The organism is Streptomyces sp. CA2R106, assembly GCF_037034245.1.
Taxonomy (GTDB): Bacteria; Actinomycetota; Actinomycetes; order Streptomycetales; family Streptomycetaceae; genus Actinacidiphila.
In genome coordinates, this window is sequence record NZ_JBAGKC010000001.1 from 456,734 (window position 1) to 476,720 (window position 19,987).

At 72.3% G+C, this 19,987-nt stretch carries 17 protein-coding genes; 4 read left to right on the forward strand and 13 right to left on the reverse strand.

The window, feature by feature from the left end; translation table 11 throughout:
• Positions 1-53: 53 nt before the first annotated feature.
• Positions 54-908, reverse strand: coding sequence for a helix-turn-helix domain-containing protein (locus WA788_RS02030; protein ID WP_335970881.1), 855 nt, complete (start codon positions 906-908; stop codon positions 54-56).
• A gap of 271 nt (positions 909-1,179) precedes the next feature.
• Positions 1,180-1,881, reverse strand: coding sequence for a GOLPH3/VPS74 family protein (locus tag WA788_RS02035; RefSeq protein WP_335970882.1), 702 nt, complete (start codon positions 1,879-1,881; stop codon positions 1,180-1,182).
• Between the two features lie 253 nt (positions 1,882-2,134).
• On the opposite strand from WA788_RS02035, the gene WA788_RS02040 reads away from it, so the two are divergent.
• Complete coding sequence (locus WA788_RS02040) at positions 2,135-4,666, forward strand: D-alanyl-D-alanine carboxypeptidase family protein (protein ID WP_335970883.1); 2,532 nt, start codon at positions 2,135-2,137, stop codon at positions 4,664-4,666.
• Positions 4,667-4,781: 115 nt separating this feature from the next.
• Here WA788_RS02040 and WA788_RS02045 read toward each other — a convergent pair whose 3' ends face one another.
• Positions 4,782-7,013, reverse strand: a complete 2,232-nt coding sequence (locus tag WA788_RS02045; protein WP_443033958.1) for a heavy metal translocating P-type ATPase — start codon at positions 7,011-7,013, stop codon at positions 4,782-4,784.
• A 177-nt stretch (positions 7,014-7,190) separates the two neighbouring features.
• On the reverse strand, positions 7,191-7,403 hold the full coding sequence (locus tag WA788_RS02050) for a heavy-metal-associated domain-containing protein (protein WP_335970887.1): 213 nt from the start codon (positions 7,401-7,403) through the stop codon (positions 7,191-7,193).
• A gap of 280 nt (positions 7,404-7,683) precedes the next feature.
• On the opposite strand from WA788_RS02050, the gene panD reads away from it, so the two are divergent.
• On the forward strand, positions 7,684-8,106 hold the full coding sequence (panD, locus tag WA788_RS02055) for an aspartate 1-decarboxylase (protein WP_335970888.1): 423 nt from the start codon (positions 7,684-7,686) through the stop codon (positions 8,104-8,106).
• Positions 8,107-8,151: 45 nt separating this feature from the next.
• Here the strand turns inward: panD and WA788_RS02060 are convergent, their stop codons facing one another.
• Positions 8,152-8,355 carry a hypothetical protein gene (locus WA788_RS02060; RefSeq protein ID WP_335970890.1) on the reverse strand — a complete coding sequence of 68 codons (204 nt, stop codon included), beginning with the start codon at positions 8,353-8,355 and terminating at the stop codon, positions 8,152-8,154.
• Between the two features lie 310 nt (positions 8,356-8,665).
• Between WA788_RS02060 and WA788_RS02065 the strand changes: the two genes are divergently transcribed.
• A complete protein-coding gene (locus tag WA788_RS02065) occupies positions 8,666-9,457 on the forward strand; it encodes a VOC family protein (protein WP_335970892.1) in 792 nt (263 codons plus the stop codon).
• Positions 9,458-9,501: 44 nt separating this feature from the next.
• Here WA788_RS02065 and WA788_RS02070 read toward each other — a convergent pair whose 3' ends face one another.
• Positions 9,502-10,488, reverse strand: coding sequence for a pseudouridine synthase (locus tag WA788_RS02070; protein WP_335970894.1), 987 nt, complete (start codon positions 10,486-10,488; stop codon positions 9,502-9,504).
• Positions 10,489-10,611: 123 nt separating this feature from the next.
• Positions 10,612-11,115 carry a helix-turn-helix transcriptional regulator gene (locus WA788_RS02075; protein ID WP_335970896.1) on the reverse strand — a complete coding sequence of 168 codons (504 nt, stop codon included), beginning with the start codon at positions 11,113-11,115 and terminating at the stop codon, positions 10,612-10,614.
• Positions 11,116-11,328: 213 nt separating this feature from the next.
• On the opposite strand from WA788_RS02075, the gene WA788_RS02080 reads away from it, so the two are divergent.
• A complete protein-coding gene (locus WA788_RS02080) occupies positions 11,329-11,532 on the forward strand; it encodes a helix-turn-helix domain-containing protein (protein ID WP_335970898.1) in 204 nt (67 codons plus the stop codon).
• 83 nt (positions 11,533-11,615) lie between these two features.
• Here the strand turns inward: WA788_RS02080 and WA788_RS02085 are convergent, their stop codons facing one another.
• From WA788_RS02085 to WA788_RS02110, 6 genes are all read right to left on the reverse strand, one after another.
• Entirely contained in the window at positions 11,616-12,425 is an 810-nt protein-coding gene (locus WA788_RS02085) for a DeoR/GlpR family DNA-binding transcription regulator (RefSeq protein ID WP_335970899.1), read from the reverse strand.
• Positions 12,422-13,735 (reverse strand): family 4 glycosyl hydrolase, encoded by a 1,314-nt coding sequence (locus WA788_RS02090; protein ID WP_335970901.1) that lies wholly within the window; start codon positions 13,733-13,735, stop codon positions 12,422-12,424. Before WA788_RS02090 ends, WA788_RS02085 begins: the two co-directional genes overlap by 4 nt.
• A 201-nt stretch (positions 13,736-13,936) precedes the next feature.
• Positions 13,937-15,922 (reverse strand): DUF4832 domain-containing protein, encoded by a 1,986-nt coding sequence (locus WA788_RS02095; RefSeq protein ID WP_335970903.1) that lies wholly within the window; start codon positions 15,920-15,922, stop codon positions 13,937-13,939.
• A gap of 213 nt (positions 15,923-16,135) precedes the next feature.
• Positions 16,136-17,611: a glycoside hydrolase family 36 protein gene (locus WA788_RS02100; protein WP_335970905.1), complete on the reverse strand. Its 1,476-nt coding sequence runs from the start codon at positions 17,609-17,611 to the stop codon at positions 16,136-16,138.
• A gap of 99 nt (positions 17,612-17,710) precedes the next feature.
• Complete coding sequence (locus WA788_RS02105; protein ID WP_335970908.1) at positions 17,711-19,066, reverse strand: ABC transporter substrate-binding protein; 1,356 nt, start codon at positions 19,064-19,066, stop codon at positions 17,711-17,713.
• 17 nt (positions 19,067-19,083) lie between these two features.
• A complete protein-coding gene (locus WA788_RS02110) occupies positions 19,084-19,980 on the reverse strand; it encodes a carbohydrate ABC transporter permease (RefSeq protein ID WP_335970910.1) in 897 nt (298 codons plus the stop codon).
• Positions 19,981-19,987: the final 7 nt, after the last annotated feature.

Consider the following 19,987-nt stretch of genomic DNA (forward strand, 5'->3'; position numbering starts at 1 on the left):
AGGTTCCGCAGTGACTGGGCAAGGGCGTATTCTGCCTCCCCACCACCTCGCCATCATGCGTAGCGCGCGGCCGCCTCGGTGATGAAGGCCCGGGTCAGCTCGGCGCTCAGCGCCTGCGCCCGCAGATGCTCGTACATCACGCTGTACGCCTGGACGTCGGTGTCCTTCTCCAGGTACAGGTCGCTGTTGACGCCCTCCAGGTACACCACGGTCGCGTCCGTGGTGTCGGTGAACTCCAGGACCGCGAACTGCCCGCTCAACCCCGGGTGCGCGCCCGCGTCGAACGGCAGCACCTGCACGGTGACGTGCGGCAGGTGGCTGAACTCGACCAGCCGGAGCAGCTGTTCGTGCATCACATGGTCGTCGCCCACCCGGCGGCACAGCGCGGCCTCGTCGATCACCGCCCACATCCGCAGCGGCGCCTCCGGGTCGGTGATCCGCTCCTGGCGGCGCATCCGCACGCTCACCCGCTTCTCGACCTGCTCGCCGGACGCCTCGGGCAGGTTCCCCGCGATCATCGCGGCGGCGTACGCGGGCGTCTGCAACAGGCCCGGCACCACCTGGGGTTCGAAGACCCGCAGGCTCGCCGCCTCGGTCTCCAGCCCGATGTAGACGCTGTACGGGATGTCGCCGAAGGCATGCCACCAGCCCTGCTGCCGGGACTCCTTGGCCATCTGCATCAGCGAGTCGACGATCCGCACGTCCTCGACGCCGTAGACGCCGCACAGGTCGCGCACGTCGCGCTGGCTGATGCTGCGGCGGCCGTTCTCGAGTCTGCTGATCTTCGACTGGGAGACCAGCAGCCGGGCCGCGACCTCCTCGGCCGTCATCCCCTTCTGCTCGCGGAGCTTGCGCAGCTCCGACCCCAGCCGGCGGCGCCTGACGGTGGGGTTCACGTTCGCGACCACAGGGACTGCACCTCCACGCTGAACCGTACTGATGGTCAGCAGCCTGCCACCACCGGTCATCACCGCGCTGGCGAATGGACGGACAACCTTGCAGTCATGGCACGCTACTTGGCGCGGACACGGCGGCGCACGGGGCGGTGGCGGAACCGGAACACCTCCGGAACGCCGCCACCCCGCGCGCCATGTCACCCCGCGATGTGCACGGGTAGCGACAAGTTGTGTACTCTGTGTCGTGTGAACGACATATGCTGTCGGCCTGTTGCCGGTCGGATCACCGGGCTCCGGCCCGTGCCATCCCGCTGTGCCCCGCGGAGCGCTGTGCTTGGGCCGGCGGCCGCTTGGGCTGTGCCGCCACCCCGTTCTGCACGTCCATGACGGCGTGCGCCACGAGACCGCCCATCGGGTCGTACCTGATCAGGTCACGCAGACGCGATCGCGACGACCGGCCCTCGTTGCCCGGGTACAGGTGCTTGCCGAGGCCCACGGCATGGGCGAGCGCGGCGAGCGCGGCGGTCCGCGGGTCCGGCGGTACGCCGGTGCGGATCGCGTTGTCCAGCCGGGCCCTGATCTCCCGGCTGACCGCGCTGTCGGTCGCCTGGTACCGCGTGGTCGGCAGCACCCCGCACATCTGACCCGGTACGGCGTGCACCATGCCGCACCGCTCCAGGTGTGCGAGATACGTCTGGCGCAACCCCAGCCGGGGCCCGCCGATCCAGTGGACGGCCCGCACCGGACTGCCACGGCGTCGCAGCAGTTCGAGCGCGGAGTCCAGAGTCGGATCTCCTGTCGGCCGTGGGTGCACCACGGCTATACGATCCCCGTCAGGGGCTATCCGTCCGGCCAGGGCCAGCTCGACGAGCTGGGCCCCGGCGAGGCCGAGGTCGAGCGACTGCGGCTGCGCCGTGGTCCCGGTGGTCGGGTCCAGGGCGAGCAGCAACAGCTCTTCCGGAATTGTTCTGCGGCTCTTGCCCATCCATGCCTCCCCGCGTGGATGAATGACAGGGTGACGCCTCTCACACGGGCCTGTCGAGAGTGCCTTTTCCATATCGACGGGAACCGGGTGGTATGTCGTTCTCGTCTACGGGGGGGGATGGGGTGTCGCAGACGGACCGCGTCCTTCTCGCGGGACACTTGCCTGTGTAGTCCAAGACCGCTAAGGGCACAAGGTCTGCGCGTTTTTGCCCGAGTGTGTGCATGAGTCATCACGATGTGTGGAGGAGGTCTGCGTGGCGGGCGACGCCCCCGGCAGGGAGCAGCAGCACGAGACGTCGGGGGAGCCGGGTATCCGCCCGGCCAAAGATCCGAGGCTGGCGGTGTTCCGACTGCCTCCGGAGGCTGCGGAGGCGCGGGTGACCGAGGGCGGCGCGGGGCGCCCGGCCGCGGAGGGTGAGGCCGCAGCCCCAGGTGCGCACACGCAGGACGACATCGACGACGCCGGATCGGAGCCCCGTCCGCACCCCGACGCCGACAGCGGGCCCGCGGCGTCGGCGGATCGGGCGTCCGGACGTACGCCGACGGGCGCCGCGGCTACGACAGATGACGTAGCCGACGTGGACACCGCGACCGATCCTGCTCCCCCCGCCGCGCCTCCTGCGCCCCGTACGGCACAGGAGAAGCACGGGAAAACGGAACCGAATCGTGACCGGAATGAAGGGGCCGGGGAGGCTGCCGGGACTTCCGGTACGGGCGGGTCGGATGGGGTTGGGCCCGGTTCGGGCGAACCGGAGGCGGAACCGGGCGAGGCCGCGGACGAAGCGGCGGACGGGGCTGCCGACGAATCGGCGGACGGGGTCGTCGGGGAGGACACCTCCGAAGACGCCCGCGTCGAGGAGGACGGTTCATCGGACGCCGAGGCGGATGAGGACGCCGAGGCCGCGACCGCGGAGAGCGGTGCGGACGAGACCGCTGCTGCCGCTGCCGAGGACGAGGGCGGTTCCGCCGACGCGGACGGCGCCGCTGCCGCCGCTGCCGAGGAGCCCCCCGCCGGCACCGCGCCCGAGGCCGCCACGGAGTCCGCCGCGGACTCCGATGCCGATGCCGAGGCCCGCCCCGTCACACGAACGGATGCCGAGGGCTCCCGGAAGGACGGCGCCCAGGACGGTGAAAGCCCGTCTGGCGACGAGGACGCCCCGAAGCGCCCCGGCCCGACCGTGAAGCCCCTCGTCTCGGACATCCCCGCGGAGTGGCCCGAGGGCCCCCAGGGCGGCCGTCAGAGGCCCTCCGGGGACTCCACGGTGGTCTTCGGCACCCCCGGCCGTCCGACGCGCGCACAGGCCGCTCCGCCGCCCCCGCCGCTGCCTCCTGCCGTGCCCGCCAAGCCGGCCGGGAAGCCGGCCGACGCACCGGCCGCCGAGCCGTCCGCGAAACCGGCCGGGCAGCCCGCGGACGAGGGCGGTGCCTCCGACGGCGCCACCGTCCGCGAGCCGGAGGGCCCCCAGGGCACCCGCCGCATGCCGCTGCCGCTGCCCCCCGACAAGCAGCCGCTGAAACTGCTCGCCGAACTGACCAACACCCCGCCGCCGCCGGAGACCCCGCTGCGCACGGTGCTGCGCCGGTTCAAGATCTGGACGCCGCTGGTCGTGCTGCTCGCGGTCGTCTTCGTGGTGGTCCAGGCGGTGCGCCCGCTGCCGTCGCCGCACCTGACGCTGACCGCCTCCCCGACGTTCACCTTCTCCGGCACTCCGCTGACCCGGACCATGCCGTGGCCGTCCGAGGGCCAGTCCGTCGCCGAGGTGGAGGGGCTGGGCTCGCTCGGGGTGCACGGCAAGCAGACGCCCGTGCCGATCGCCAGCCTCACCAAGGTGATGACGGCGTACGTGATCCTGCACGACCACCCGCTGAGCGGCAGTCAGGGCGGGCCGACGATCACGGTCGACGCCCAGGCGGCGAAGGAGGCCGGTTCCGACGACCAGTCGACGGCGCCGGTCAAGGAGGGGCAGCGCTTCGACGAACGGCGGATGCTGCAACTGCTGCTCATCCCCTCGGGTAACAACATCGCCCGCCTGCTGGCCCGTTGGGACGCCGGCACGCAGGAGGCGTTCGTCGCGAAGATGACCGCGACGGCCAAGCGGCTGGGCATGGCGCAGACCACGTACACCGGCGCCAGCGGCATCGAGGAGACCACGGTCAGCACCTCGGTCGACCAGCTCAAGCTGGCCCGCGAGGTGATGAAGAACGACGTGTTCCGCTCGGTGGTCGCGCTGCCGAACGTGGACATCCCCGGCGTCGGCCGCATCTACAACAACAACAACGACCTGGTGAAGGTCGGCGTGGTCGGCATCAAGACCGGCTCCAGCACCCCGGCCGGGGGCGCGCTGATGTGGGCGGCGCACAAGACGGTCGACGGCAAGCAGCAGTTGGTGCTGGGCGTGGTGCTCCAGCAGCGCGGCGGCACCACGGTGGACGACAGCCTCCAGACCGCGCTCACCCGCAGCCAGGCGCTGATCGAGTCCGTGCAGGGCGGCCTCGGCTCGGCGACGGTGGTCAAGAAGGGCACGGTCGTCGGCACCGTGGACGACGGACTCGGCGGCAGCACGCCGATCGTCACCACCAAGGACCTCACCGCGATCGGCTGGGCGGGCATGAAGCAGGAGCTGACGCTCACCGCGGCCGACGGCGGTGTGCCGCACCACGCCGCGGCCGGCACCGAGGTGGGCACGCTCAGCCTGGGCACCGGCGCGGCCCGTACGACGGTGCCGGTGGCGCTCGGCAGCGACCTGTCGGAGCCCGGCTTCGGCGCGAAGCTCACCCACTTCTGAGCAGCGCCCGCGCGAACGTCCCCCGCCCCGCCGGTGACTGCCGGCGGGACGGGGGACGTCGCACGTCAACGGGCCGCTCGCGTACGGCCGATACGGCCGACCGGGCCGCCCCCGCTCAGCCGAGCGGCCTGAACCGGCGCAGCCGCAGGCTGTTGGCCACCACGAAGACCGACGAGAAGGCCATCGCCGCCCCCGCGATCATCGGGTCCAGCAGCCCGGCCGCGGCCAGCGGGATCGCCGCGAGGTTGTAGGCGAACGCCCAGAACAGGTTCGCCTTGATGGTGGCCAGGGTGCGCCGCGCCAGCCGGATCGCGTCCGCCGCCACCCGCAGGTCGCCCCGTACGAGGGTCAGGTCGCCCGCCTCGATGGCGGCGTCGGTGCCGGTGCCCATCGCCAGTCCGAGGTCCGCCTGCGCCAGCGCGGCCGCGTCGTTGACACCGTCGCCGACCATTGCCACCACCCGGCCCTGCTCCTGCAACCGCCGTACGACGGCCGCCTTCTCCTCGGGCAGCACCTCCGCGTGGACGTCCGCCGCGGCGATCCCCACCTGCGCGGCCACGGTGTGCGCGACCCGGGCGTTGTCCCCGGTCAGCAGCACCGGCCGCAGGCCGAGCGCGCGCAGCCGTCCGACCGCCTCCTGGCTGCTGGGCCTGACCGTGTCGGCGATGGTGAGCACCGCCCTGGCGCGCCCGTCCCAGCCGACGGCGACCGCGGTGGCGCCGCCCTCCTCCGCGGCGGACGAGGCCGCGGCCAGCTCCGCCGGCAGTTCCTGCGCCCACGCGCGCAGCAGCCGTGCGCGGCCCACGAGTACGGCGTGACCGTCGACGACGCCCTGCACGCCGAGCCCCGGCACGTTGGCGAAGTCCGCGACGGCCGGCAGGGCGCCGAGCCGCTCGGCGGCACCGGCCGCGACCGCGCGGGCGACCGGGTGCTCCGAGGCGTGCTCCAGGGCGCCGGCCAGCCGCAGCACCGCCTCCTCGTCCTCACCGGCCGCGACATGGACGCCGGTCAGCGCCATCGCGCCGCTGGTGACCGTGCCGGTCTTGTCGAGCACCACCGTGTCGACCGCCCGGGTGGACTCCAGCACCTCGGGGCCCTTGATGAGGATGCCGAGTTGGGCGCCGCGCCCGGTGCCGACGAGCAGCGCGGTGGGCGTGGCCAGGCCGAGCGCGCACGGGCAGGCGATGATCAGCACGGCGACCGCCGCGGTGAACGCCGCCGTCGCCCCCTCGCCGAGTGCGAACCAGACCGCGAGCGTGCCGAGCGCCAGCACGATCACCGCGGGCACGAACACCGCGGAGATCCGGTCGGCGAGCCGCTGCGCCGCGGCCTTCCCGCTCTGCGCGTCCGCCACCAGCCGGCCCATCCGGGCGAGTTGGGTGTCGGCGCCGACGCGGACGGCCTCCACCACGATCCGGCCGCCCGCGTTCACCGTCGCGCCGGCCACCGGGTCGCCCGGGCCGACCTCGACCGGCACGGACTCGCCCGTCAGCAGTGAGGCGTCGATGGCGGAGCCGCCCTCGCGCACCACCCCGTCGGTGGCGACCTTCTCGCCCGGCCGCACCACGAAGCGGTCCCCGACCGCCAACTCGCCGATCGGCAGCCGGACCTCGGCGCCGTCGCGGAGCACCGCCACGTCCTTCGCGCCGAGTTCGAGCAGCGCGCGCAGGGCGGCACCGGCGCGGCGCTTGGCGCGGGCCTCGAAGTAGCGTCCGGCGAGCAGGAAGGCGGTGACCCCGGCGGCCGCCTCCAGGTAGATCTGGCTGCCGCCGTCGCCGCGGGAGACGGTGAACGCGAAGGGGTGGCTCATGCCGGGGTGGCCGGCCGTACCGAAGAACAGCGCCCACAGCGACCAGCCGTAGGCCGCGAGGGTGCCGACCGACACCAGGGTGTCCATCGTGGCGGCGCCGTGCCGGGCGTTGGTGAGCGCGGCGCGGTGGAAGGGCCAGCCCGCGTACACCACCACGGGCGAGGCGAGGGTCAGCGCGAGCCACTGCCAGTTGGTGAACTGCCACGCGGGCACCATCGACAGCAGTACCACCGGCAGGCCGAGGACGACCGCGGTGGTCAGCCGCTGGCGCAGCGTGGTGAGCTCGGTGTCGGGGGCGGCGGCCGGGTCGCCGCCGTCCGCGGCGCGGGGACCGGCCGTGGGCGCCGGGGCGGCAGGGGGCGGCGGCAGTTCGGCGGTGTACCCGGTGGCCTCGACCGTCGCGATGAGGTCGTCCACCGCCACACCGCCCGCGTACTCGACCCTGGCCTTCTCGGTCGCGTAGTTGACGCTGGCGGTGACCCCGTCCATCCGGTTGAGTTTCTTCTCGATCCGGGCGGCGCAGGACGCGCAGGTCATGCCGCCGATCGCCAACTCCACCCGGTTCTGCGCGGGTCCGCTGTGCGGGTGTGCCGTACTGGTTGCCACTGCTCGCTCCCTGCTGCTCCTCGGCTCGTCGTCCGGCCGGCCCGTGCGGCGCTTCCGGCGCTCCCGGTGCTTCCGGCGCGGGGCCGGCCCGCCGGTGGTGCCGTCCGCTCAGGCGCGGCCGACCAGTTCGTAGCCCGCCTCGTCCACGGCCGCGCGCACCGCCTCGTCGTCGAGAGGCCGCTCGGACGCGATCGTCAGCAGGCCGCTGCTCGCCACGGCGGTCGCGGAGGTGACACCGGGGATCGCGCCGACCTCCTTGCTCACCGCGGACTCGCAGTGCCCGCAGCTCATCCCGGACACCGAGTAGACGGCCTCGCTCATGCTGTGCTCCTCCTCCACGGGTACGCGTCACACGTACCGCAGGTGCGGCCGCGGTCTGTCGCGCGCGGCCCGGCGGGCGGATCGTCCGTCCCCACCACCGTCAACCTTATACCCCCTAGGGGTATTCCCAGCGGCTGGTGCGGCCCGGGTCGGGTACTGAGATCTTCCGCACTCCGCCCGGCCCCCCCGGCCGGGTCCGCCGCGGGCGGCCCTACCCTGGAGGCGACGGCGCGTATCCCGCCAGGGAACGCGACCCACTCACCCGCCAGGAGGCGACGTCGTGCTGCGCACCATGTTCAAGTCCAAGATCCACCGGGCCACCGTGACCCAGGCGGATCTGCACTACGTGGGTTCGGTGACCGTGGACGCCGATCTGATGGACGCCGCGGACCTGCTGCCGGGCGAGCTCGTGCACATCGTGGACATCACCAACGGCGCCCGACTGGAGACCTATGTGATCGAGGGCGAGCGCGGTTCGGGCGTCATCGGCATCAACGGTGCCGCCGCCCATCTGGTGCACCCCGGCGACCTGGTGATCCTCATCAGCTACGCGCAGGTCGAGGACGCCGAGGCCCGCGCGCTACGCCCGGCCGTGGTCCATGTCGACGCCGGCAACCGGATCACCGGACTCGGCAGCGACACCGCCGAGCCCGCTCCCGGTACCGACGCCCTGCGCCCCCCGCACGCCGTCGCGCACCTCTGAGCCGGACCGCGTGCCCGCGCACGTGTCCGCGCGCGGAGTCTCGCTTCAAGCCGCGGTGACCACCGCGGCGCCGGAGACCGGACCGGACACCGGACGTATCTCCAGCCGGACGCCGCGCGCCGCGGCCGTCCACTGGGCGCGCAGCCGCGCCAGCTCCGCGAGCTGCTCGGCCGTCCACGGCCGGTCGCCGTGCGCCTGCACGTAAGCGCGCAGCGCGGCGTTCGCCTGATCGAGAGTGCCCCCAAACATGTGATCCACCCTAGACCGCGCCACTGACAATGCCGAACCGATTGACCACCGGGCGTACCCGGTGTGCGCCGGCGCGAAACCGTCCGCCCTGCCGTGACCTGGCACGAACGGCGCACGCCGGCGCAGGGTGCGATGCTGAGTGTGAGGGAGTACACAGCGGCCGGATCAGCTGCATATCCCACGAAACCGGACACCCTGCGCATTCCGTACGAGCTTCCCGCGGGCCCGGCCGGTGGCGCGGACCACAGTGCGCGGGCATACCTTCACGCATACGTTGAGGCCCACGACCACGCCCACGGAGGACCGCACCATGCTCACCAACGACTATGTGCCCGGCGCACCGAGCTGGATCGACCTCGGCAGCCGCGACACCGCGCGCGCCGCCGCGTTCTACCGCGCGCTGCTGGGCTGGGAGTTCCGGCCGGCCGGTCCCGACGCGGGCGGGTACGGCGTGTTCGAGCTCGACGGTCAGAGCGTCGCCGGCCTCGGCCCGATCACCGACGAGGGCGCCGCCTCCGCCTGGACGCTCTACTTCGAGACCGCCGACGCCGACGCGACCACCAAGGCCGTCGAGGAGGCGGGCGGCAGCGTGCGGTTCGCCCCGCTGGACATCGGCGGGGGGACCCGTATCGCCGGGTACTGCGACCCGTCCGGCGCCGAGTTCGCGGCCTACGAGCCGGGCGCCGTCAAGGGCCTGGACCGCACCGGCGCGGGCGGCCTGTGCTGGGCCGAGCTCTACACGACGGACGCGGCGCAGGCCACGGGCTTCTACCGCACCGTCTTCGACTGGGAGACCACGGACATGCCGCTGGCCGGCAACACGGGCGTCTACACGGTGGTGGCCCGCTCCGGCGGTGGGCAGGCCGGTTCGCACGGCGGCATCATGCAGCTCACCACCGAGCAACTGCCGGACGGCCTGTGCTACTGGCAGCCGTACTTCGGCGTCTCCGACACCGACGGGGTGGTGGCCGCCGCCTCCTCGCACGGCGCGACGGTGCTGATGCCCAGCACATACGTCGCCGGCATCGGCCGGATCGCGCTGCTCAGGGACCCCGAGGGGGCGTTCTTCGCGGTGCTCCAGCCGGACCCGCGGGCGGCCTGAGCCGGACCGTACCGGCGGCGCCCACCCGCCCGGCGCGGCGCCGCTCAGCTGTCCGCGGGCGGCCACGCGGCCAGGCGGCGCGCGCTGTCGAAGCGCAGCTCGCGCCCGGTCCGGGGGTCGGTGAACTCCAGGGTGCGCGCGAGCAGTTGCAGCGGCCGCGCATACGGGTCGGCCGGGTCCTCGGGCAGCACCGCGGGGTAGATCGGGTCGTTGAGCAAAGGCAGACCCAACGCGTGCATGTGCACGCGCAGCTGGTGGGTGCGGCCGGTCAGGGGCCGCAGCCGGTAGCGGCCGAGCCCGCCGCGGTGCTCGGCCAGCTCCACGGTGCTCACCGCGTTCTCCGGCCCCGGCACCTCCCGCGCCGCCATCTCCCCGCGCTCCTTGACGATGCGGCTGCGGACCGTGGCGGGCAGCGCGACCAGCGGGTCGTACGGCGCGACCGCCTCGTACTCCTTGCGGGTGCGGCGGTCCCGGAAGAGCGTCTGGTAGGCGCCGCGGTCCTCGGGGCGTACGACGAACAGCACCACGCCCGCGGTCAGCCGGTCGAGCCGGTGCGCGGGCGTGAGGTCGGGCAGGCCGAGGTCGCGGCGCAGCCGGGCGAGCGCGGTCTCCGTGACATGGCTGCCGCGCGGGGTGGTGGCCAGGAAGTGCGGCTTGTCCGCGACCACGATCCGCTCGTCGCGGTGGAGCACCTCGACCGGGAAGGGCACCGCGGGCTCCGGCGGCCGGTCGCGGTGGAACCACACGAAGGCGCCGGGCACGTACGGGGTGGCCGCCCGGACCGGGCCGTCCGCGGTGACGAAGGCGCCCGCCGCGAGCATCGCCTCGATCCGCTCCCGGCCGACCGCGGGCCCGTAGCGGGCCAGCAGGTAGCCGCCGACGGTCGTCCAGGGCGGCTGCTCCTGGCCTCGCCCCTGCCCCGTGGCGCCGTCCGCCGCGCCGGGCCCCGGCAGCCGTACCCGGACCGGGTCGATGCCCTCGCGCTGCTCCAGGGGTGCCACGGGTGCCCGGCGGCCCGGCCTGCGCGCCATGGTGACTCCCCGCTTCTACCGTCCTGACCGGGCGGTTTCCCAGTCGGCCCGCCCGTTGCGCACTGCCAGGCTACGACGTGCGCGCCGGGCGGCGGGCTCGGCTGGGGTACGGGCGCCTGGGAGTCAGCCCTCCCCGCCGTCGGCGATCTCCCGCAGCCGGTCCAGGTGTCCGCCGCGCTTCTCCCATGCCGCGAGGGCCGCCTCGATCTGGTCGTGGGTGGCGTCCGGCTTCCCCTTGACCACCACGACCATCTCGGTGTTGGGCGACAGCGCCACGATCGCGGTGTCCAGGGTGACGCCCTCGGCGAGCGCGCGGGAGATCCGCACCGGCAGCTCGCCGCCGGCCTCCGGCCGGACGTGCCGGGTGTAGTAGCGGTTGTTGGGGGAGTCCGGGGGCAGCGGCTCGCCACCGTCGAGGATGTGCTCGATCGAGCCCTGGCCCCACTCCAGAATGCGTTCGATGTCGCGCAGGGTCGCCGTGACGCTCTGGAACTCGTGCCCGCGCTCGATCGTCTGGATGACGGTCCGCTTCACGCCGATCGAGTCCCCGAGACGTACCTGGCTGAGTCCCTTGCGCTTGCGTGCTGCCCGGATGACACCGCCCAGCCGCAACCAATCTCCGTCCATGGCCCACATCATGCCGCACTGCACGCAACCACGCAGCCATCTTCCGAGCCCTCGACCTGCGGCCGATACGGCCGGAACTCGCCCATTGGTTGCGCGAGATGGCGGCACGGAAGCTCGTGCGAATGTACCCGAGTCCCACGCCAAAGCTCTTAAGGCTCTTATTTTTGATCTTCTTGGCTTGCGGGCGGGGCGGCGGGCGGATACTTTCGAGACGTGAGACCGAACGGCGCGGCAATCAGGGCACTTCGCACTGCTCGGAAGATGAGCCTTCGGCGGATGCAGGCCCTGACCGGCCTGGACCGGGGCCATCTCTCCCGGCTGGAGCGCGGGTTGGCCGGCGCCAGCGACGAGACGATCCTGCGCTGCGCGCGCGTGCTCGACGTCCCGGTCGCCGCCATCACCCACGAGGACCGCTGACCGCGGGCGGGTTGACGCCTGCCGGGCCCCGCCCCGGGCGTCCCCGTCCCCGACCCGTCCCCTGCCACGGCGGCCCGCCCCGCTCAGTCCGTCAACTCGCCCAGCTCCACCGTCAGTCCGTACTCCCGCAGCCGGGCCAGCTGCGCCTCGGTCGCGTTGTCGCCGACGATCAGCAGGTCCAGGTCGCTGAGCGGGCAGACCGGCGCGAGATCGGTGCGGCCGAGCTTCGTGGAGTCGGCGAGCAGGATGTGCCGGGTGGTGGCCCGCAGCATCCTGACCTTCATCTCGGCTTCCTGGATGTTGATGTTGGTGACACCGGTGTCGGGGTGGATGCCGCTGCACGACAGGAACGCGGTGTCGGCGTGGATGTGCTCCAGGATGCGCCCGCCCATCGGGTCGACCAGCGACCGCTGCAACGGGCGCAGCGTCCCCCCGGACAGCACCACCGTGAAGCGCGGGATGGCCGGTTCGAGCTGGTGGGCGACGCTGGTGCTGTTGGTGAACACCATCAGGTCGGTCAGGTCGCGGCGCGCGACCAGCTCGCGGGCGAAGAACGTCGTGGTGGTGCCGGCGTCCACCACGATGGACTGGCCGCTGCCGACCTGCCGCGCCGCCGCCTTGGCGATCGCGGCCTTCTCCAGCGCGGCCGAGCCCAGCGACTGCTCGTAGGACGGCTCGTTGCCGCTCTCCAGCGGCGCGGCCCGGGCGCCGCCGCGGACCCGGCGGATCAGGCCGTGCTCCTCCAGGGCGTCCAGGTCGCCGCGGACGGTGACCACCGAGACGCCGAACGCCTCGGCGAGGGCCGCGATCCGTACGAAGTCCTGCTCCTGGACCAGCGTGAGCATCCGCTCACGGCGGACCTCGGCCGGCATCGGCTCATGGTTGTTCGTCACGCCTGGCCCTTCCGGTCCGCGAGACCGGCAGGCAGCAGGTCGCGGTGTGCTTCGGTCATCTCGTCGCAGAGCTGTGCGATCGCGGCGAGCGGGAGCGTCGCCGCGGTGTTCGGGTCCAGCATCGCAGCGTGCCGCACATGGCGGGGTTCGCCGTCCAGCGCGGCGCGCACGGTCAGTTCGGCGACGTTGACGTAGGCCCGGTTGAGGGCGGCCAGTTGCGCGGGGTAGCGGTCGATCGGCGCGGCCGTGATCCCGGTGGCGTCGACGTCGGCGGGCACCTCGACGAAGCACTCGGTCGGCAGCGCGGGGATCAGCCCCTCGTTGGGGAGCGTGAGGTTCACCCGGCGCGGCTCGCCGGTGATCAGCGCGCGCAGCACCTCGGAGGCGATCTCCGGGTCCTGCCAGCGCGTCAGCATCGGCCGGCCCTGGGCCAGCCCGCGGCGGATCTCCTCGTACGCGTGCAGCCGCTGGCCCAGCCGCCCCAGCTCCTCGCCGACGGGGATGCCCAGCCGGGCCACCTCCTCGTCGTGGCGCAGGAACCAGGGGACGTACTCGGCCGCGTGCTCGCTGGACTCGGTGGGGAAGTAGCCGAACCGGCGCCACATCTCCATCCGCACATGCCGGCCCAGCTCCGGGTCGGCGCGCACGGCGGCCTCCAGCTCCGGGTAGAGCGACCGGCCGCCGGCCTCGAAGCGCAGCACGAACGCCTGGTGGGTCAGGCCCGCGGTCTGGAAGGTGAGGTCCTCGAAGTCGCGGCCGACCACGTCGGCGAGGTAGGCGTGGGTGTCGCGCACGGCGTGGCACAGGCCGACCACCCGGCTCATGCCGGTGACCTCGCGCAGCGCCCACAGCGTCATCACCAGCGGGTCGGTGTAGCTCAGCAGCCAGGCGTCGGGGCACTGCTCGGCCATGTCCTGGGCCAGGCCCACCATGACCGGGATGGTGCGCAGCCCGCGGAAGATCCCGCCGATGCCGATGGTGTCGGCGATGGTCTGGCGCAGCCCGTGCCGGGCGGGGATCTCGAAGTCCCGCAGCGCGGTGTCGTAGCTGTCGACGTTGAGCTGGCAGACCACGTGGTCTGCGCCGTACAGCGCGGCCCGGCGGTCGGTGTACGTCTCGATCACGGCGCCGGCGCCGGCCTCCGCGTCCAGCTGCCGGGCCAGGGTGAGCGCGGTGTCCAGCCGGTCGGGGTCGATGTCGTGCAGCCGGATGCGCAGCGTCCCGGCCAGGGCGGGGACGAGGAACAGGTCGGACAGGATGCGCCGGGTCATCTTCACGTTGCCCGCGCCGGTCAGCACGATGTCGGTCATGCTCCCGTCCTCCTCCGGCTGTGTCGTCGGTGTGTGGCGTGGTCGTGGTGCGGTGGGAAAGCGGTGTGGTGCGAAAGCTGTGCGGTGCGAAAGCGGTGCGGTGCGAAAGCGGTGCGGTGGGAAAGGCGGCATTCAGGGTACGCCGAGCGGGGCGCCGGCCATGCGGTCCGCGTCAGGGACCGCGGCCGGCGCCCCGGCCGGTCAGCCGACGGTGATGCGGTCGATGTCGGGTGCCCAGTCGCCGGGATTGGCGATGGTGACGGTGTTGGCGCTGCCCGCGGCCAGGTTCAGGGTCGCGGTGGCGGTCGCCGTGGTCTGCCAGTCGGCGGTCGGGGTGACGGTGACGCTCACCGGGGTGCCGCCGTTGGCGCTGATCCGGAAGGTACGGGCGACGGCGCTGGTGTAGGCGACGGTCACCTTGGTGGCACCGCCGCTCCCGCCGGCCACGCCGTTGAACGTCAGCGTGGCGCCGTTGCCGACGTATCCGACCTTGCGGCCGCCGGAGCAGCCGGTGCAGTCGGCGACGGTCGCGCCGCCGGCCAGGGTGTTGCCGGCGGCCTCCGCCTCGTACGAGGTGGCGCCGCCGTTGCCGCCGCCGGTGGAGCCGGAGCCCACGGCGATCGAGCCGAGCCCGAGCCAGCCGTCGGCGTTCTGGGTGGCGTTGGCGAACCGCAGCGGCTTGGCGGCCGAACTCACCGCGGACAGCGGGTTCACCACGTCCATCACCAGCTGGTACGAGCCGGCGGCCACGGACGAGGTGTCCACGCTGGTGTCGAAGTACTCCGGGTAGCCGTAGTCCAGGTACGTCGGGTCGCTGCCCTTGTTCCAGTCCGGGTAGGCCCGGATCTTCAGCGGCATGACCTTCGTCAGGTCCCAGGAAGTGTCCCAAGTCTTGACGACGTTCCCCGAGGAGTCCTTCAGGCCCAGCCGTACGGTCCAGGGGTGGTAGATGGGCGCCACCCCGTCGTTGGAGATCTTCACGCCGATCTTCGTGGTGCCCGACACGGAGTTGTCGTAGTACGCGTCCGGCACGGTGAAGTCGTAGCCCATCTCGCGGACCGCGGCCCCCACGTCGGCGTCGCTCGCGCTGTAGGACGTGCTGCCCTGGTCGAGCTTCCAGGTGGTGTGCTCCATCTCGATGCACGCCTTGATGTCGTCGTTGTCGCCGCTGGCGCCGGTGCCCCAGGTGCCGAAGACCGAGCCCTGGATCTCCGGGCGCACCTCACCGCCCATGGAGTCGGTGATCCACTTGTTCTCCACGCCCTCGTTCAGGGCGTACTGGAGCTGCGAGTAGTCCGCCCCGCCCATGGACTGCGGCAGGGTGATGCCCGCCAGCGGGCTGCCCTCGCGGTAGCAGAACGAGTCGTCGTGGTAGCCGACGTCGAGGTTGTTCGCGGCGCCGCCGCCCGACGTCGGGTAGCGGACCTCGATCTTGGTGGTGTGGAACGCGTTCGCGTACGCCTTGACGATCAGTGCGGCGTTGGCGTCGGTGGCCATGAAGTCCGCGTAGCCGCCGGTGCCGTTCTCCGGCCAGGTGTGCCACTCGCCCCAGTAGCCGATCAGGCCCATCTGGATGAAGCCGATCCGCGGGTCGCCGTCGTACTTGGCGCCGAACGCCGCGATGAACGTCTGGAGCGAGCTGAGCAGGTACGCGTTGTTGTAGTCCGGGCTCTGGGTGTTCCAGTACGTGTCGTTGTTGGTCGGCACCTTGCCGTTCCAGCACGCGGGCATGCCGTTGGTCGGGTTGCCGTCGGGGTAGTCCAGGTAGAAGCGGATCGCGGCGGTGTTCCCGTACGACGCCGTCTCGTTGAGCATCTTCTCCACCGGCGACCAGTCCAGCTTGGTGCAGTCGCCCGCGTCGGTCATCACCGCGTTCAGCGGGAAGTAGCTCCAGGTCAGGCTGTGCGGGTAGCCGGTGTTCTGGTCGCTGCCCGCGTTGTAGTACACGGCCAGGCCCTTGTCGGGGTTGTCCAGGGGCCCTGCCGCGTACGTGAGCTGGTGGTCGGTCAGGGACGGGTCCGGGGAGGCGGGCGCCGCCGGGCGGGCCGGGGCGCCGCCGGCGACCGGCGTGGCCGCCGCCGCGCCGTGGGTGCCGGTCAGAGCCGCGGCCAGCAGCGCGAACAGCGCCGCGAGCGCCATCGCCAGGCGCGCCCTGGTGGCCCCGGTCGGTCTCGTGCGTAGGTGCATCGTGTCGACCTCCGTTGGTCGATCGCAGTGAACATCGCAGTGAACGGGGCGCACCGCCGCGGTGCACGGCGCGCCCTGGTGCCATCCGGCCCGACCCCGGAAGAATCGCCCCCTGTTACCTGACGGCCGTGAGTTCACAGCCGCCAGCTCGCAGTCATAACCTCACAGCCGTAAGGCGGCGGCCGTCAGCTCACGGCCGCCATCTCACGGCCGTCAGTCCCCCTGGCGCAGCGCGGCCGCCGTGAAGTCCACCTCCTGCGACCCGATCGCGAACCGGTAGCGGTCCAACTGCCGGACCGCGGGCCGCGACCCGAGGAAGTCGGCGAGCGCCGCACGCTCGGTGTCGCCCAGCCACGCCGGCGGGTCGGAGGTGGCCCGGAAGTCGCAGACGTGCGCGAGGTCCACCAGCATCCGGCGCTGGGCCGCGGTCAGCAGGCTCTGCTTGTCGCGGAAGTAGGCCGCGTCCGGGTCAAGCTCGACCAGTCCCTTGAGCCACAGCCGGTTCACCGAGGCGACCAGGGCGTTCTCCGCGGTCGCGTCGGAGGGGTCCTCGGTGGCGTAGTTGGTCCAGAACGGCGCGACGTCGGGCCCCACCCGGATGCCGTCGCACACCCCCAGCGAGGGCAGCACCGGCGCGCCCGAGCCGAGCAGGTAGACGTCGTCGCCCGCGGTCTCGCGGATCAGCCGCATCGCGTCGCGGTAGGCGCTCTCGCGGCCCACCGAGGGGTCGTGGCGGCGCGCGGTGATGGCGGCGGCGTTGACGAAGTCCAGCTTGAGGTAGCGGAACCCCCAGCCCACCACGGTCTCGATGATCTGCCGCAGGTGCTCGCGCGCCTCGGGCAGGGTGACGTCCAGCGCGTGGTACGGGCCGCCCCAGTTGTAGCCGGCCGGCACCGGGGTGCCGTTGGCGTCGGACAGGAACAGGTGCGGCCGCTCCCTGACCACGCGCGACTCGGGCCGGGCGATGAAGGGCGCTATCCACAGCCCGGCGGTGAGCCCGGCGTCGTTGATCCGCGCGGTCAGGTCGGCCATCCCCGAGGGGAACTTGGCGTTCGGCTCCCAGTCGCCGACGATCCGCTCCCAGCCGTCGTCGACCTGGAACACGTCGAACGGCAGCCCGGCCAGCCCCGCGAGGTTCGCGTGCAGGGTGCGCTCGTCGATGTCCTCGTAGTACGCGTACCAGCTCGACCAGACGTTGCCGGCCCGGCGGCCGGTGCGGCCCAGGTGCTCGCCGAGCAGTTCGGCGTAGCGGGCGAAGACCTCCAACTCGGGGCCGTAGCCGCAGAACCAGGGGGCGCCGTCGCCCTCGTACCAGCCGGTGACGGTGTCGCGGTCCACGCTCAGCCGCGGCACGTCCAGGCCGAGCGAGCCGAGCAGCAGGACGTTGCCGTCGCCCGCGGTGAGCGCGGTCACCGCGGCGGAGTGGTGGCGGCCCTCCTCGTCCCAGACGGTGTCGTCGGCGGTGAGGCGGCGGATCGGGTTGGCGATGCGCAGCGGTGGTTCGTCCATCGCGCGCCAGCCCGAGGGGCTCCAGGAGTTCCAGCCGTGGCGGTAGACCTGGGCGTCGGGCAGGCCGTGCAGCAGGGCCACCCGGCCCGCGGGCAGCAGCAGGCCGCCCGGCACGGGCTGCGGCGGGCCGCTGAGCTGCGCGGGGATGTGCAGTGGACCGAGGTCCAGGAGGTGGGGCATGGGGTCCCTTCACTTCGGGGGAGGGCCGGGGCGCCGTGGTCGGGACGGCGGCCCCGGCCCGGTCACGGGTGCGTCGTGGCAGCGGAGATCAAGGTGCGGTCAGGGCTGGGAGAAGTACCCGTCGACGGCCTTCTGCGCCTTCTTCAGCGCGGCGGTGGCGTCCGACTGGCCGAGCCAGACCCGCTCCAGGTCGGTCTGGACCTCCTGCGTGACCTGGTCGGCGTGGTCGGTGATGGGGTAGGTGAAGGTGCCGCCCGAGGCGGCGGCCTCGTCGGTGAAGACCTTCACGTCCTGCCCGGCCTTCTGGTGCGTGGCCAGCGCCTTGGCGCTGTCGGTCTTGATCGCCGGGAAGACCACGCCCTTGGCGGCGATGATGTCCTGGCAGCCGGTCGAGCCGAGGAACTTCACCCACTGCCACGCCTGGTCGGGGTGCTTGGTGCCGGCGTAGATCGCGTCGGACAGCCCGTTGATGAAGGTCTTGCGGCCCGTCGGGCCCACCGGCAGCGGCGCGAACGCGAACTTCTGCGTGGCGGTGGAGCCCAGGTAGGTGTTGATGTTCCACGAACCGGTCATCGTCGTCGCGGCCTTGCCGGCGTTGAGGACCGCGTCCGGGCCGAGGCTGGAGTTCTTGTCGTACGCCGGGGCGTAGCCCTTCTTCGCCAGGCTCGCCATCCAGTCGATGGTCTTGGCCAGCGCCGGGTCGTCGTAGTGGTACTTGGTGCCGAACGGGTTCTTGTCCAGGAAGGTGAAGCCCGCCTCGGCGGCGAGGTTGCCCCAGCTGCTCTGCCCGGTGGAGCCGTCGTCGTAGGTCAGCTCGATGCCGTAGGTCTTGACGTGCTTCTTGTCGAACTTCGGGTCCAGGCCGTTGCGGCCGCTGGTGTCGACGGTCATCTTGGCGATGAACTTCTCGAAGGTGCCGCCGTCGTCGGGGTTCCAGGTCAGCTTGGCCAGGTCCGCCGCGGTGTAGCCGGCCTTCGCGGCCAGCGTGGTGTTGTACGCGATCGCCTCGGTGTCCCAGTCCTTGGGCAGGCCGTACCGCTTGCCGTCCTTGACCCAGGCGTCGGCCAGGCCGCTCTGGTACTGCGACAGGTCGACGTGGTCGGCGGCGACCTGCTGCGAGATGTCCAGGATCTGGTTGTTCTTCACCAGGTTCGGGTAGTAGGCGACGTGGTCGGTGAAGACGTCCGGCGCGTTGCCCGCGGTCATCTCGGTGGTGAGGTTGGTCCAGTACTGGCCCCACGCGGTCTGGGTGATCTTGATCTTGATGTCCGGGTTGGCCTTGGTGAAGGCCGTCGCGCACGCCTGGTAGGCGGGCAGCTGGGAGCTGTCCCACAGTGCGTAGTTGAGGGTCACCGGGCCGTTGCCACCCCCGGAGGAGTCACTGGAGCAGGCCGTCAGACCGACGGGGAGGGCGGCGGCGAAGAGGGCGACCGCGACACGGACGTTGCGTCTCATGGAGATTCGTTCCTTCCTTACTTGATACCGGTGAAGCCCATGGACTCCACCAGCCGCTTGCCGAAGAAGATGAGAAGCAGTGCCACGGGCACCACGGTCAGCACGGACGCGGCCATCAGCCCGGTCCAGTCCGGTGCGGTGTTCGGCGACTGCTGGAGGAAGATCCCCAGCCCCGCGGTCAGCACCCGGGTGCTCGGGTCGGGCCCGACCAGCAGCGGCCAGAGGTAGTCCTTCCAGGCCCAGACGGCCGTGATCAGGCCGATGGTGAACAGCGGCCCGCGGCTCATCGGCACGATCACCCGCCAGAACTGCAGCCACCGGCCCGCGCCGTCGATGGTGGCCGCCTCCTCGATCTCGCGCGGGATCGACAGGAAGAACTGGCGCAGGAAGAACACCGAGAACGGCGTCATCAGCAGCGTCGGCGCGACCATGCCGGCGAACGAGCCGAGCCAGCCGAGGTTCTTCATCAGCGCGAAGTTCGGCAGCAGCGTGAAGATCGGCGGGACCATCAGCGACAGCACGAAGAGCGTGAAGAGGAACTCGCGGCCCCGGAAGCGGAGCCGGGCGAGCGCGTAGCCGGCCATCGCGCAGCAGAACGTCTGGACGGTGGCGATCAGCGCGCAGTAGATCAGCGAGTTGCGCAGGTAGAGCAGGAAGTTCAGCTGCGCGCCCGACCCGCCGGCGGCCTGGTTCTGCGCCAGGCTGGTCAGGCCGATCACCCGGCGGAAGTTGATCAGCGTGGCGTGGTGCGGCCACAACCCGGTGTTGTCGGAGAGCAGTTGGTGCGCGGGGGTCAGCGCGGTGCGCAGCATCCAGTAGAACGGGAAGACCGTCAGCAGCAGCGCCACGACCAGGACGGTCCAGGCGAGCACCCGGCCGGGGTGCAGGCGCGGGACGGTGGAGCGTTGGGGCATCGTCGGT

Bases quoted from the DNA above. Each gene is read 5' to 3' on its own strand.
- WA788_RS02035 (WP_335970882.1), bottom strand. From the start codon at position 1,881: ATGGGCAAGAGCCGCAGAACAATTCCGGAAGAGCTGTTGCTGCTCGCC.
- WA788_RS02060 (WP_335970890.1), bottom strand. From the start codon at position 8,355: ATGTTTGGGGGCACTCTCGATCAGGCGAACGCCGCGCTGCGCGCTTAC.
- WA788_RS02050 (WP_335970887.1), bottom strand. From the start codon at position 7,403: ATGAGCGAGGCCGTCTACTCGGTGTCCGGGATGAGCTGCGGGCACTGC.
- WA788_RS02100 (WP_335970905.1), bottom strand. From the start codon at position 17,611: ATGCCCCACCTCCTGGACCTCGGTCCACTGCACATCCCCGCGCAGCTC.
- WA788_RS02045 (WP_443033958.1), bottom strand. From the start codon at position 7,013: ATGACCTGCGCGTCCTGCGCCGCCCGGATCGAGAAGAAACTCAACCGG.
- WA788_RS02065 (WP_335970892.1), top strand. From the start codon at position 8,666: ATGCTCACCAACGACTATGTGCCCGGCGCACCGAGCTGGATCGACCTC.
- WA788_RS02095 (WP_335970903.1), bottom strand. From the start codon at position 15,922: ATGCACCTACGCACGAGACCGACCGGGGCCACCAGGGCGCGCCTGGCG.
- WA788_RS02075 (WP_335970896.1), bottom strand. From the start codon at position 11,115: ATGGACGGAGATTGGTTGCGGCTGGGCGGTGTCATCCGGGCAGCACGC.
- WA788_RS02105 (WP_335970908.1), bottom strand. From the start codon at position 19,066: ATGAGACGCAACGTCCGTGTCGCGGTCGCCCTCTTCGCCGCCGCCCTC.
- WA788_RS02090 (WP_335970901.1), bottom strand. From the start codon at position 13,735: ATGACCGACATCGTGCTGACCGGCGCGGGCAACGTGAAGATGACCCGG.
- WA788_RS02110 (WP_335970910.1), bottom strand. From the start codon at position 19,980: ATGCCCCAACGCTCCACCGTCCCGCGCCTGCACCCCGGCCGGGTGCTC.
- WA788_RS02070 (WP_335970894.1), bottom strand. From the start codon at position 10,488: ATGGCGCGCAGGCCGGGCCGCCGGGCACCCGTGGCACCCCTGGAGCAG.